The 13,033-nt window shown below is 70.1% G+C and carries 12 protein-coding genes; 10 read left to right on the forward strand and 2 right to left on the reverse strand.

The features are described from left to right. Positions 1-5: 5 nt before the first annotated feature. The 7 genes from ybeY to era all read left to right on the forward strand — a co-directional run bounded on the left by ybeY (position 6) and on the right by era (position 6,227). A complete protein-coding gene (gene ybeY, locus OG609_RS27830) occupies positions 6-503 on the forward strand; it encodes an rRNA maturation RNase YbeY (protein ID WP_327275325.1) in 498 nt (165 codons plus the stop codon). Continuing rightward, positions 500-1,792 carry a hemolysin family protein gene (locus OG609_RS27835; RefSeq protein WP_327275326.1) on the forward strand — a complete coding sequence of 431 codons (1,293 nt, stop codon included), beginning with the start codon at positions 500-502 and terminating at the stop codon, positions 1,790-1,792. Before ybeY ends, OG609_RS27835 begins: the two co-directional genes overlap by 4 nt. After that, complete coding sequence (locus OG609_RS27840) at positions 1,789-2,142, forward strand: MmcQ/YjbR family DNA-binding protein (RefSeq protein ID WP_327275327.1); 354 nt, start codon at positions 1,789-1,791, stop codon at positions 2,140-2,142. Before OG609_RS27835 ends, OG609_RS27840 begins: the two co-directional genes overlap by 4 nt. Positions 2,143-2,200: 58 nt before the next feature. Then, the gene (locus OG609_RS27845; protein ID WP_327275328.1) at positions 2,201-2,554 is read left to right on the forward strand and encodes a cytidine deaminase; all 354 of its coding nucleotides are present in this window, start codon (positions 2,201-2,203) and stop codon (positions 2,552-2,554) included. A 216-nt stretch (positions 2,555-2,770) separates the two neighbouring features. After that, the gene (locus OG609_RS27850; protein ID WP_327275329.1) at positions 2,771-4,153 is read left to right on the forward strand and encodes a beta-xylosidase; all 1,383 of its coding nucleotides are present in this window, start codon (positions 2,771-2,773) and stop codon (positions 4,151-4,153) included. A gap of 92 nt (positions 4,154-4,245) precedes the next feature. Beyond that, positions 4,246-5,190 (forward strand): WxL protein peptidoglycan domain-containing protein, encoded by a 945-nt coding sequence (locus OG609_RS27855; protein ID WP_327275330.1) that lies wholly within the window; start codon positions 4,246-4,248, stop codon positions 5,188-5,190. Positions 5,191-5,252: 62 nt separating this feature from the next. Continuing rightward, a complete protein-coding gene (gene era / locus OG609_RS27860) occupies positions 5,253-6,227 on the forward strand; it encodes a GTPase Era (RefSeq protein ID WP_327275331.1) in 975 nt (324 codons plus the stop codon). A 171-nt stretch (positions 6,228-6,398) separates the two neighbouring features. Here the strand turns inward: era and OG609_RS27865 are convergent, their stop codons facing one another. Beyond that, positions 6,399-6,665 carry a protealysin inhibitor emfourin gene (locus OG609_RS27865; protein ID WP_327275332.1) on the reverse strand — a complete coding sequence of 89 codons (267 nt, stop codon included), beginning with the start codon at positions 6,663-6,665 and terminating at the stop codon, positions 6,399-6,401. Positions 6,666-6,701: 36 nt separating this feature from the next. Beyond that, the gene (locus tag OG609_RS27870) at positions 6,702-7,778 is read right to left on the reverse strand and encodes a M4 family metallopeptidase (RefSeq protein WP_327275333.1); all 1,077 of its coding nucleotides are present in this window, start codon (positions 7,776-7,778) and stop codon (positions 6,702-6,704) included. Between the two features lie 295 nt (positions 7,779-8,073). Between OG609_RS27870 and leuA the strand changes: the two genes are divergently transcribed. From leuA to OG609_RS27885, 3 genes are all read left to right on the forward strand, one after another. Further along, positions 8,074-9,870, forward strand: a complete 1,797-nt coding sequence (gene leuA / locus OG609_RS27875) for a 2-isopropylmalate synthase (protein ID WP_327275334.1) — start codon at positions 8,074-8,076, stop codon at positions 9,868-9,870. A 206-nt stretch (positions 9,871-10,076) separates the two neighbouring features. Then, positions 10,077-10,754: a TerB family tellurite resistance protein gene (locus OG609_RS27880; RefSeq protein ID WP_327275335.1), complete on the forward strand. Its 678-nt coding sequence runs from the start codon at positions 10,077-10,079 to the stop codon at positions 10,752-10,754. Between the two features lie 161 nt (positions 10,755-10,915). Continuing rightward, complete coding sequence (locus tag OG609_RS27885) at positions 10,916-13,018, forward strand: MMPL family transporter (protein ID WP_327275336.1); 2,103 nt, start codon at positions 10,916-10,918, stop codon at positions 13,016-13,018. Positions 13,019-13,033 lie beyond the last annotated feature (15 nt).

A 13,033-nucleotide genomic window follows, 5' to 3' on the forward strand; every position in this document is an offset into this window, starting at 1 on the left:
GCACCATGTCGATCGACGTCAACAACGAGTCCGGAACCGAGGTCGACGAGCAGGCGATCCTCGACATCGCCCGCTACGCGCTCGCGCGGATGCGGATCCACCCGCTCTCCGAACTCTCGGTGATCGTGGTGGACACCGACGCCATGGAGCAGCTCCACATCCAGTGGATGGACCTGCCGGGACCCACGGATGTCATGTCCTTCCCGATGGACGAACTCCGTCCGCCGTCCAAGGACGACGAGGAGCCCCCCCAGGGGCTCCTCGGTGACATCGTGCTCTGCCCGGAGGTCGCCAAGAAGCAGGGCGAGGACGCGGAGACGCAGCACTCCATGGACGAGGAGCTCCAGCTCCTCACCGTCCACGGAGTGCTGCATCTCCTCGGGTACGACCACGAGGAGCCGGACGAGAAGGCCGAGATGTTCGGTCTCCAGGCCGCGATCGTCGACGGCTGGCGCGCCGAGCACGGCCTGACCGGCCCGTCGCCCGCGCCCACCGTGTCGTGAGCGTTCCCCTCGTCCTGGGTGCCGTCCTGCTGGTCGTCGTCGGCTGGCTGGCGGCCTGTGCGGAGGCGGGCATCGCCCGTACGTCCAGCTTCCGGGCCGCCGAGGCGGTCCGTTCCGGCCGGCGCGGCAGCCAGAAGCTGGAACAGGTCGCGGCAGATCCGACCCGTTATCTCAATGTCGCCCTGCTGGTGCGGGTCGCCTGCGAGATGTCGGCCGGTGTGCTCGTCACGTACGCCTGTCTGAAGGAGTTCCCGGAGACCTGGGAGGCGCTGGCCGTCGCCATGGCCGTGATGGTTCTCGTCTCCTATGTCGCCATCGGTGTGTCGCCGCGCACCATCGGCCGCCAGCACCCGCTGAACACGGCCACGGCGGCGGCGTACGTCCTGCTGCCGCTGGCCAGGGTCATGGGCCCCATCCCGCAGTTGCTGATCCTCATCGGCAACGCGCTGACGCCGGGCAAGGGGTTCCGCAAGGGGCCGTTCGCCAGCGAGGCCGAACTGCGGGCGATGGTCGACCTCGCCGAGCAGGAGTCGCTGATCGAGGACGAGGAGCGCCGCATGGTGCACTCGGTCTTCGAGCTCGGTGACACGCTCGTACGCGAGGTCATGGTGCCGCGGACCGACCTGGTCTGCATCGAGCGCTACAAGACGATCCGGCAGGCGCTGACCCTGGCGCTGCGCTCCGGTTTCTCGCGGATCCCCGTCACCGGGGAGAACGAGGACGACATCGTCGGCATCGTGTACCTCAAGGACCTGGTCCGCAAGACGCACATCAACCGCGAGTCGGAGGCCGATCCGGTCTCCACGGCGATGCGGCCGGCGGCGTTCGTGCCCGACACGAAGAACGCCGGTGATCTGCTGCGCGAGATGCAGCAGGACCGTAGCCATGTCGCCGTCGTGATCGACGAGTACGGCGGCACGGCGGGCATCGTCACCATCGAGGACATCCTCGAAGAGATCGTCGGCGAGATCACCGACGAGTACGACCGTGAACTCCCGCCCGTCCAGGAGCTGGAGAACGGCTGCTTCCGGGTGACCGCGCGCCTGGACATCGGCGACCTCGGGGACCTGTTCGACCTCGACGAGTACGACGACGAGGACGTGGAAACGGTCGGCGGACTGCTGGCGAAGGCGCTGGGCCGAGTACCGATCGCCGGGGCGTCGGCGGTCGTCGATCTGCCGGACGGCCGCCGGCTGCGGCTGACGGCGGAGTCCACGGCGGGCCGCCGGAACAAGATCGTCACGGTGCTGGTGGAGCCCGTGGGGCAGGAGGGGGTGGACGCGGGGTGACTCCGCAGCAGCTGAGGGCGTTCTGCCTGGAGTTCAACGCCAGCGTCGAGGAGTTCCCGTTCGGGCCGGAGGCGTCCGTCTTCAAGGTGCTCGGCAAGATGTTCGCCCTCACCGCGCTGGATGCGCGACCGCTGACGGTGAACCTCAAGTGCGATCCGGACGAGGCGGTGCGGCTGCGGGAGGAGTACGACGCGGTGGTGCCGGGCTGGCACATGAACAAGCGGCACTGGAACACGGTGACGGTGTCCGGGGTGCCGGACCGGGTGCTCCGTGAGCTGATCGAGGACTCCTACGACCTGGTGGTGGCGGGGCTGCCGAAGGCGCAACGGCTGCGGCTGGACCGGGCGTAGGTCCCCGCGGGGGCGGGGCGGGGCGGGGAACAAGCCCCCCGGTTCGTATGCTCGGCACATGACTGAGAGCACCGACCTCGGCCCCGAGGACCGCAAGATCGTCACGCTGGCGCGCAGCGCCCGCGCCCGCAACGGTGTCCCGGAGGGCGCGGCCGTACGGGACGAGACCGGACGTACGTACGTCGCGGGCACCGTGCAGCTGGAGTCGCTGAAGCTCAGCGCGCTGCAGACCGCCGTGGCGATGGCCGTGGCCAGCGGCGCCACCTCGCTGGAGGCGGCCGCGGTCGTCTCCGAGGCGCAGACCCCGTCGGACGCGGACCGCGCCGCGGTACGGGACCTGGGCGGCCCGGACACGCCGGTACTGCTCGCCGGCCCCGACGGCATGCTGCGGGTCAGCGTGACGGCGGGCTGACGCCGACAGAATCCGCACACCGTGTGCGAACGCCCCGCACCCCACCGGCGCGGGGCGTTCGCACACGGTGTGAGGGTAATGGGGATCTTGACATCATCTGATGGCCCATCAGTCGGCGCATTTCGCTTCCATTGACTTCTTTTCGGCCGGAGTCGTCAATGGGCCCCCTGTCGGCGCAGAAGAGCCGCTGCGCCGCATCCGGCAGGAGGGGGCTCCATGCGTCCGACCGTTCGAAGAATCAGCCTGCGGAGATCCGACTTCCGAAAACGTCCCGCGCGCGGCCGCCGCTGGGCCGCCGCGCTGGGCGTGGGCGCGCTCCTCGTCGCCGGGGGAGGGGGACTCGCAGGCCCCGCGCAGGCCATGGCGACAGCCTCCGTACCGGTGGACTTCCCCACCCACTGCATTCCGCCGGCCATCGCGGGCATCCCGCCGATCGACGGGACCACGAAGGCCGAGATCACCGTCGACAACGCCGCCCCGGAGGTGGGCGACACGGTCACGGTCACCTACACCGTCGTCAAACCGGCCGCGAGCAACCCGGTCGATCTGGCGCTGCCCGCCGACATCATGACGCCGACCGGCAAGGTCACTGTCGGCGGTGCACAGTCCGCGAGCATCACCGTCGCGGGCCCGAAGAAGAACACCCCGGTACCCGGCAAGGGCGACTTCCCGTCGTTCTCGATGACCGGCACCTTCACGGTCACCGCACCCGGTCAGATCACGCTGTCACCCGGCGACTACAACATCCACACCAGCTACATCATGGAGCTGGACACCCCCTGCACGGTGACGAACCCGCCCGCTCCCGTCTCCGAGACGATCATCGCGACGGACGGCGGCGGCCAGGTCAACGAGCGTGCCATCCAGCTCGGGACCGCATCCGGCAAGGCGGGCGACGCGGTCACCGTGACCGGGTCGAAGTTCACCGCGGGTGCGGACATCACGCTCGCGGGCCGGGCCGGTGACACCCAGACCGCCGACACGGCCACCGTCAAGGCGGACGGCTCCGGCGGCTTCAGCGGCCGACTCACCGTCAACGATCCGGCGACCACCGGCATCGTCGCCTACGAGGGCGGCAACTGGGACGCGGCCAAGGGCGCGGGCCCGCAGGCCTACACCGTCACCGGTGGTGGCGGCGAGAGCCCGGACGGCAGCCAGCGGCTCAACTCGTCCGTCAAGGCGGGCACGCTGTCCATGGTCCAGGCCGGGGACACCGTCGAGATGTCGGCGGTCGACTTCGGGAAGGGCGGCGCCTCCCGCGGCTCTCTGCAGACGGTGACGGTCGAGGACTACCGCGGCGGCCCCGCCGGCTGGTCCCTGACCGGAAAGGTCACCGACTTCAAGGGTCCCGGCGGCGTGACGATCGGCGCATCCGCACTCGGCTGGACCCCGGTCTGCGCGACGAAGGCCGGCAGTCCCAGCACCTGTGCGGCCGGTTCCGAGGGACCGGTCGGCAGCGCGGGCGCCACCCTGGCGTCCACGCCGAACGGGAACTTCACCGGCGGCGAGTTCACCGTCGACGCCCGGCTCGCGCTGAACGTACCGGCGTACACCGCCCCCGGCGCGTACTCCGGCGTGCTCACCCTCACCCTCACGTGACCGAGCAGCCCCGATCAACCGGTGGACCGGGCGCGCACCCGCCCGGACCGCTCCGAACCGAGACCGACCGACCGACCCGGAGGCCCCGCACCGTGCGCAAGCTGTACGTACTCCTCGTGGCCGGCGCCCTCATGCTGATCGGAGCCCCTGCGGCCCACGCCGCGGACAACGGCAGCTGGTCGGTCTACCCGGCCACCACACAGACCGGTCAGCGCCCGTACTTCTACCTCTCCGCCGACCCCGGCGCCACGCTCGACGACCAGGTCACCGTCACCAACAAGACGGACCGGCCGCAGACCTTCCGGCTGTACGCGGCCGACGCCTACAACACCGCACGCGACGGCGGATTCGCCGTCCGCGCCCAGAACGAGAAACAGCGCTCGGTCGGCGCCTGGGCGAGGACCGACCGCGAACGGGTCACCGTGCCCCCGCACGGCTCGGTCACCGTCCCGGTCACCATCACCGTCCCGAAGGACGCCGAGCCGGGCGACCACCCCGGCGCACTCGTCGCCCTCGACGAACGCATCGACCCCGCCGACGCGGGAGCCGTCGCCGTCGGCATCCAGAAGGCGGTGGGTGCCCGGATCTATCTGCGGATCAACGGACCGACCATGCCCGCGCTCTCCGTCGACGACGTCGAGGTCGAGCACACCCAGCCGCTGGTCCCGGGCACCGGCAGGAGCCGGGCCGTCATCTCGTACACGCTCCACAACCGGGGCAATGTCACCCTCAACCCCAAGGTCGCTCTCAAGGCCGAGGGCCTCTTCGGCCGCACCCTGCTCGCCCGGGATCTCAAGAAGATCCCCTCCGAACTGCTGCCCCGCCAGCAGGTCAGGCTGACCGAACAGTGGGCCGACGCGCCCCAGCTGGAATGGGGCGAGATAGAACTGACCGCGAGCGCCCGCGACACCCGCGAGTCCGCCGCCGTCTCCTACTTCGCACTGCCCTGGCTGGTGGCCGGGGTCCTGCTGGTGATCGTCGGCGGGGGTACGGGGATGTGGATCCGGGCCCGTCGGAGCCGTACCCGCAGGGCCTGAGACGACGCGCGACAGGCCCCGCCGGGGCCCTTGGTACGGCGGGGCCGCCAGGATCGGGGACAATGGGCGCCATGAGCGTTCGACCTGACACAGAAGCCGCTGCACAGCAGGCTGCGAACAACGCCCCCCACCGGGCCGGCTTCGCCTGCTTCGTGGGCCGCCCCAACGCGGGCAAGTCCACCCTCACGAACGCTCTGGTCGGCCAGAAGGTGGCGATCACCTCCAACCGGCCCCAGACCACCCGGCACACCGTGCGCGGCATCGTGCACCGCGAGGACGCGCAGCTGATCCTCGTCGACACCCCCGGCCTCCACAAGCCGCGCACGCTGCTGGGCGAGCGTCTCAACGACGTCGTACGGACCACCTGGGCCGAGGTCGACGTCATCGGCTTCTGCCTGCCCGCCGACCAGAAGCTCGGCCCCGGCGACAAGTACATCGTCAAGGAACTCGCGGGCATCAAGAAGACCCCGAAGATCGCCATCATCACCAAGACCGACCTGGTCGACTCCAAGCAGCTCGCCGAACAGCTGCTCGCCGTCTCCCGCCTCGGTGAGGAGCTCGGCTTCGAGTGGGCCGAGATCATTCCGGTCTCCGCGGTGAAGGACAAGCAGGTCGACCTGCTGGCGGATCTGATCGCCCCGCTGCTCCCGGAGAGCCCGCCGCTCTACCCGGAGGGCGACCTCACCGACGAGCCCGAGATGGTCATGGTCGCGGAGCTGATCCGCGAGGCCGCGCTCGAAGGCGTACGGGACGAGCTGCCGCACTCCATCGCGGTCGTCGTCGAGGAGATGCTGCCGCGCGAGGACCGCCCGGCGGACAAGCCGCTGCTCGACATCCACGCCAACGTCTACATCGAGCGCCCCAGCCAGAAGGGCATCATCATCGGCCCGAAGGGCAAGCGGCTGAAGGACGTCGGCACGAAGTCGCGCAAGCACATCGAGGCACTGCTCGGCACGCCGGTCTTCCTGGACCTGCATGTGAAGGTGGCCAAGGACTGGCAGCGCGATCCGAAGCAGCTGCGGAAGCTGGGGTTCTGACCGCCGCCCCGGTGCGGCGGACGGAGGCCGGCGCAGCTGTCCGAAGCCGCTGAGGCCCCCGGGGCCGAGGGGTGCGAGGGGCGCGAGGGCGCCCGTGTGGATGGGGCCCGAAGCAGCTGCGGAGGCTGAGGTTCTGACCGCCGCCCCGGTGGATTCAGCGGTACGCCTGTCTCACGCGCCCTCCTTCAGGACGCGTGAGATCAGTGCGCGCTGGGCTTCGGTCAGTCTCGGGTCCGCGCAGTGGACCGTCCGGTCGCCGACCGTGATCCGATAGCGGAAGCCGTCCGGTACGCCCTGGGGCGGAGTGCGGTGGCCCGCGGCGAGCGCTGATTCGGCCAGGGCCTCCCACTCCGAGGCGTCGGCCCGTCCGGTGGTGTCGACCTCGCGATGGCGTGCGATGCCGGCGAAGCCGCCGGTCCTGCTGACCTGAATCCGCATACGGTGTCCTCCATCGCCGGACGGGCCGGAACTGTTCTACGTGGTCGGGACGCCCACCTCCGACCATGCCTTCAGGACCGCCTCCGCCTCGTCGCCCTCCCCGAAGCGGCTGCGGGCCGCGGCCACCGTCAACCGGGCGAAGGACGCGAAGTCCGCGTCCACGGCCAGTTGACCACCTGTGAGCACATCGAACCAGAGCTGCCCGGCCCGCTCCCACGCATTGCCGCCGAGTGCCGTCGCCAGCAGATAGAACGCGCGGTTCGGAATGCCCGAGTTGAGGTGCACTCCGCCGTTGTCCTCGCTGGTGTGGATGTAGTCCTCCATCGACGCGGGCTGCGGGTCCTTGCCGAGTACATCGTCGTCGTACGCGGTTCCCGGCGCCTTCATCGAGCGCAGGGCGTCGCCCTGGACCCGGGGCGCCAGCAGCCCGGCGCCGATCAGCCAGTCGGCCTGGTCGGCGCTCTGGCCCAGCGAGTACTGCTTGACCAGGGAGCCGAAGACGTCGGACACCGATTCGTTGAGTGCGCCGGACTGGCCGTAGTAGCTCAGATTGGCGGTGTGCTGGGTCAGGCCGTGTGCCAGCTCATGGGCGATCACATCGATGGCGACGGTGAAGTCCAGGAAGATCTCCCCGTCCCCGTCGCCGAAGACCATCTGCTCGCCGTCGAAGAAGGCGTTGTTGTACTTCTCGTCGTAGTGCACGGAGCCGATCAGCGGCAGCCCGTTGCCGTCGATCGAACGGCGGCCGTACACCTTGAGCAGCAGTTCGAAAGTGGCGCCGAGTCCCGCGTACGCGCGGTTGACGCTTGCGTCCTTCGTCGGCTCCTGGCCCTCGGCGCGGACCTCGGTGCCGGGCAGTTGGGTGCGGTGACGGCAGTCGTACAGCGTCCGGTCGGGCTTGTCGGACGCCTGCCCCCCGGTCGCGGGGGCGACAGGCACGGTGACGACCGTTGCCATCTGGCGGCGGGTGCGGCGGGCGGCGTCGCTCTCCAAGGTGCGGCGGGCGGGGCCCGCGAGATCGGGGTTGTCGGACTGCGACAGCTTGTCGAGGACATGGGGCGGCACGATGGTGCAGAAGACGGGATGGAACCCGTGCTGAGACTGAGGCTGCATGGAGCCGACTGTGGCACTGGGTGATGGTGATGTCACCGGTTGCGACCAGGATTGATGAAATGGAGTGATTGATCACTCTTGGGCGTTTCCGGCGTCCGGTCCCGCATACTGATACGGGACGGACGCATCAGACGCCTCTCGGCTACTCTCGTCGCATCATGCGTTTCGGGCTGCTTCTTCTTAGCTGCCGCGGCGAGGGCCTGTAGTCGTAGGCCGACCCCCTCCCCGCGGAGTCTGGTGTTGCAGCGACACAGTCGGCCGTCCCATTGGTTGGACCCCCGAGGAGCCGTACGCCATGACCGCCGCAAATCCCGCTCAGAGCCCGGCCGAGAACGCCGTCGGCCGCCCCACGCCGATCACCAACGCGACTCAGCTGCAGAAGCCGTCCGGGATGCCGATCCACAAGTACGGCCGCTACGAGGCCGTCGAGATCCCCGACCGCACCTGGCCGGACAACCGGATCACCGTCGCGCCCCGCTGGCTGTCCACCGATCTGCGCGACGGCAACCAGGCGCTGATCGACCCGATGTCGCCGGCCCGCAAGCGTGAGATGTTCGATCTGCTCGTGCGCATGGGCTACAAGGAGATCGAGGTCGGCTTCCCGTCCTCCGGCGAGACCGACTTCGCGTTCGTCCGCTCCATCATCGAAGAGGGTGCGATCCCCGAGGATGTGACGATCTCCGTACTGACGCAGGCCCGCGAGGACCTGATCGAGCGGACCGTCGAATCCATCGTCGGCGCCCGCCGCGCGACCGTGCACCTGTACAACGCGACGGCACCCACCTTCCGCCGGGTCGTCTTCCGCGGCTCGAAGGACGACATCAAACAGATCGCCGTGGACGGCACCCGGCTGGTCATGGAGTACGCGGAGAAGCTGCTGGGCCCGGAGACGATCTTCGGCTACCAGTACAGCCCCGAGATCTTCACCGACACCGAGCTGGACTTCGCCCTGGAGGTCTGCGAGGCGGTCTGTGACGTCTGGCAGCCGGAGGAGGGCCGCGAGATCATCCTCAACCTGCCCGCCACCGTGGAGCGTTCGACCCCGTCCACGCACGCGGACCGGTTCGAGTGGATGTCGCGCAACCTGTCGCGCCGCGAGTTCGTCTGTCTGTCCGTCCACCCGCACAACGACCGCGGCACCGCCGTCGCCGCCGCCGAACTGGCCATCATGGCCGGTGCGGACCGGATCGAGGGCTGCCTGTTCGGCCAGGGCGAGCGCACCGGCAACGTCGACCTGGTCACCCTGGGCATGAACCTGTTCTCGCAGGGTGTCGACCCGCAGATCGACTTCTCGCAGATCGACGAGATCCGCCGCACCAGTGAGTACTGCAACCAGATGGAGGTCCACCCGCGCCACCCCTACGCGGGCGACCTGGTCTACACCGCCTTCTCCGGCTCCCACCAGGACGCCATCAAGAAGGGCTTCGACGCCATGGAGGCCGACGCGGCCGCCCAGGGCAAGACGGTCGACGACATCGAGTGGGCGGTGCCGTACCTGCCGATCGACCCGAAGGACGTCGGCCGCTCGTACGAGGCCGTCATCCGGGTCAACTCGCAGTCCGGCAAGGGCGGAATCGCCTACGTCCTGAAGAACGACCACAAGCTGGACCTGCCGCGCCGGATGCAGATCGAGTTCTCCCGGATCATTCAGGCCAAGACCGATGCCGAGGGCGGCGAGGTCACGCCGACGCAGATCTGGTCGGCGTTCCAGGACGAGTACCTGCCGAACCCGGACAACGCTGCGGCTCAATGGGGTCGCGTACAGATCCGCTCCGGCCAGACCACGACCGGCTCCGACGGCCAGGACACCATCACCGTCGAGGCGACGGTGGACGGCGCGGACACCGTACTGACCGGGACCGGCAACGGCCCGATCTCCGCGTTCTTCGAAGCGCTGCAGGCCATCGGCATCGATGCCCGTCTGCTGGACTACACCGAGCACACCATGAGCGAGGGCGCCAGCTCCCAGGCCGCTTCGTACATCGAGTGCGCGATCGACGGAAAGGTCCTGTGGGGCATCGGCATCGACGCCAACACCACGCGTGCCTCGCTGAAGGCGGTCGTCTCCGCCGTCAACCGCGCCACCCGCTGACCCGGTGCCCGAAAGGGCATGAAATCGCACGGCCGAAGACCCCGTCCACCCGTATCCGGGGGGCGGGGTTCGGCCATCTCCGGCGGTTGTGACGATCGAGGTGCTGACGTCACATCCCGACTGTGGTTAACATCACGTCCACGCGGCAATGTTGCCGGAGCGTTACGGAGGTGTGCGACGTGCGGTCAGCCCTGGGACAACGCGCCATGAAGCTGCGTATCTGCGGCATCCGCACCATCTGGGACACCGTCGGTGACGGCGAGTTCTTCTGCCCCGGCTGCGGCGGCGACCGCAACTACCGTCGGCTCACCGGCCGTCGCCGCTTCGCGGTACTCGGCGTGCCGATGCTGCGTCGCGGCACCGCGGGCCCCGTCGTCGAATGCGCCGCCTGCCGGGCGCAGTTCGACACCGATGTGCTCGACCACCCCACCACCACCCGGTTCTCCGCCATGCTCCGGGACGCCGTCCACACGGTCGCGCTCGGCGTCCTCGCGGCCGGCGGCACCACCTCCCGTACGGTTCTGGAGACCGCGGCCGCCACCGTGCGCGACGCCGGATTCGACGACTGCACGGAGGAACAGCTCTCCACCGTCGTCGAGGTCCTCTCCGCCGACATCGGCAACGGCTCCGCCTTCGACCCGGCGGCCGAGGCCTGCGGAGCGGCCCTCGCCATCGAACTGCACGAGGCGCTGGAACCCCTCGCCCCGCATCTGGCCCCCGCCGGACGCGAGTCGATCCTGCTGCAGGGCGCCAGGATCGCCCTCGCCGACGGCCCGTACGGGCAGGCGGAGCGCGAGGTGCTGGCCACGGTCGGCGCGGCGCTGCAGCTCTGCGCCGAGGACACGGCCCGGCTGCTCGCCGCAGCGGCACGTACCCCCTCCTGAACGGCCCCGTCTGCACCGGGCGCGTACTCCCGCGGGAGTAATCGGCCCCGTGCGCCCACCGTGGCAGTAGCCGCGAAGTCGGCCCCGGGCGCGACGTACCGTCCGCTTTCCGCCGGGAGTCTGGAGAGGAACCAGACACCCGGCGGAAAGGGGGGCCCGTCATGAGGGCCGCAGTGAAACCAAATGGCACACGGTCGCGGCCACGCGACCGGCGGCGCGTGCTGCCCTGGGCGATCCTTGCCCTTTGGGTCGCCGCGATCGCGCTTGCCGGGCCGCTGGCGGCCAAGCTCGGCGGTGTACAGACCAACCGCGCCGTCGACTACCTCCCGGCGAGCGCCGACTCCACCCAGGTGGCGAAGATCCAGGACGCGCTGCCCGGCGGCGAGGCCACCGAACTCGTCCTCGTCTACCACCGCGACGGCGGACTGACCGCCGCCGACCGGACCCTGGCCGCCGAGCAGACCGCCGAGGTCGCCCGCGGCCACGCACTCACCAGGACACCGAGCCCCGTCCCGTCCGAGGACGGCACGACCCTGATGTACCCGGTCTCCTCCACCGAGCCGGGACAGGACGACGACGCCAGGACCGCCTTCGTCGACGAGGTGCGCGCGGTCGCCGAGGGCGGCGGCGGACTGAGCGTCGACGTCGGCGGCCCCGGGGCGCTGAACACCGACGCGCAGAAGGTCTACGAGTCCCTCGGCGGCCCGCTGCTCTACACGACCGTCGCCGTCGTGGCGATCCTGCTGATCCTCATCTACCGCAGCCCGCTGCTGTGGCTGGTGCCGCTCGTCGTCGCGGGCGTCGCCGACGCCCTGTCCATGGCCGTCGTGTACGGACTCAACCGAGGCTTCGACATCACCGTCACCGGCCAGAGTTCCGCCGTGATGACCATCCTCGTCTTCGGCGCGGGCACCGACTACGCGTTGCTGCTCGTCTCCCGCTACCGGGAGGAACTGACCCGCACCGACCGGCCGTACGACGCCATGGTGGCCGCCCTGCGCGGCTGCGGGCCCGCGGTCATCGCCTCCTCCGGCACCGTCGCCGCCGGTCTGCTGTGCCTCCTCGCCGCCGACCTCACCAGCAGCCGGGGCATGGGTCCCATCGCCGCCGTCGGGGTGCTCTGCGCACTGCTCGCCATGACGACGCTGCTGCCGGCGCTACTGGTGCTGCTCGGCCGCCGGGTGTTCTGGCCGCTCGTCCCCGCGTACGGCAGCCTGCCCAAGCAGCGTCGTTCGCTGTTCGCCGCGATGGGCGGCTCGGCCGGGCGCAGGCCGCTGGCCGTGCTCGCCTGCGGGGGCGTACTGCTGGGCGCGCTGGCGCTCGGTACGTTCAACCTGCCCGGCGATCTCAAGCAGGAGGACTCCTTCTCCAGCAAGCCGGACTCGATCGTGGCGATGGAGACCCTCGCCGCCGCCTACCCAGGACGCTCCACCCAGCCGATCACCGTGATCACCCCCACCGAACGGGCCGGGGCGGCCCTGGCGAAGGCCCGTGCCACCGAGGGCGTCGCCGCCGTCGAACGCGGCCGCAGCGGCGGTGGCTGGACCGAACTGTCCGTCGTCGCCACCGGCCGGCCCGAGTCCGCGGGGGAGCGGGCGACCATCGAGGCCCTGCGCGACTCCCTGGACGGCAGCCACGTCGGCGGGCCCAGCGCCCAGCAGATGGACGCGGAGACGGCCAACGCCCGGGATCTCAGGATCGTCGTCCCGCTCGTCCTGATCTCCGTCCTGATGATCCTGATCGCACTGCTGCGCAGCCTCGTCGCTCCGCTGCTGCTGGCCGCCGCCGTCGTCGCGGTGTGGGGTGCCTCGCTCGGCATCGGCGGACTCGTCTTCGAACCGCTCCTCGGAATGAAGGGCACCGACCCCGGGCTGCCGCTGCTGTCCTTCGTCTTCCTGGTGGCACTCGGCGTCGACTACGGCATCTTCCTGATGCACCGGGTCCGCGAGGAGACCCTCTCCGGCACCGCACCGACAGCCGCCGCACTCACCGCACTGCGCACCACGGGCGCGGTGATCGCCTCGGCGGGCCTGGTGCTCGCGGCCACCTTCGCGGTCCTGCTGAACATGCCGATGGTGAGCCTGGTCCAGATGGGCTTCGTCATCGCCGTCGGCGTACTTCTCGACACCTTCCTCGTCCGCACCTACCTGGTCACCTCGGCGAGCGTGGCACTCCAGCGGAAGATCTGGTGGCCGGGCGCGCTCAGCCGGACCCCCGCCGCACCGGACGGCCCCCGCGAACCCGAACTCCTCACAACCGCCTGACGGTTCACCCACCCG

The organism is Streptomyces sp. NBC_01224 (assembly GCF_036002945.1).
Taxonomy (GTDB): Bacteria; Actinomycetota; Actinomycetes; order Streptomycetales; family Streptomycetaceae; genus Streptomyces.

Coding starts and splice junctions, on each gene's coding strand:
- OG609_RS27885 (WP_327275336.1), top strand. CDS start 10,916: ATGAGGGCCGCAGTGAAACCAAATGGCACACGGTCGCGGCCACGCGAC.
- ybeY (WP_327275325.1), top strand. CDS start 6: ATGTCGATCGACGTCAACAACGAGTCCGGAACCGAGGTCGACGAGCAG.
- OG609_RS27870 (WP_327275333.1), bottom strand. CDS start 7,778: ATGCAGCCTCAGTCTCAGCACGGGTTCCATCCCGTCTTCTGCACCATC.
- leuA (WP_327275334.1), top strand. CDS start 8,074: ATGACCGCCGCAAATCCCGCTCAGAGCCCGGCCGAGAACGCCGTCGGC.
- OG609_RS27865 (WP_327275332.1), bottom strand. CDS start 6,665: ATGCGGATTCAGGTCAGCAGGACCGGCGGCTTCGCCGGCATCGCACGC.
- OG609_RS27845 (WP_327275328.1), top strand. CDS start 2,201: ATGACTGAGAGCACCGACCTCGGCCCCGAGGACCGCAAGATCGTCACG.
- era (WP_327275331.1), top strand. CDS start 5,253: ATGGGCGCCATGAGCGTTCGACCTGACACAGAAGCCGCTGCACAGCAG.
- OG609_RS27850 (WP_327275329.1), top strand. CDS start 2,771: ATGCGTCCGACCGTTCGAAGAATCAGCCTGCGGAGATCCGACTTCCGA.
- OG609_RS27880 (WP_327275335.1), top strand. CDS start 10,077: ATGAAGCTGCGTATCTGCGGCATCCGCACCATCTGGGACACCGTCGGT.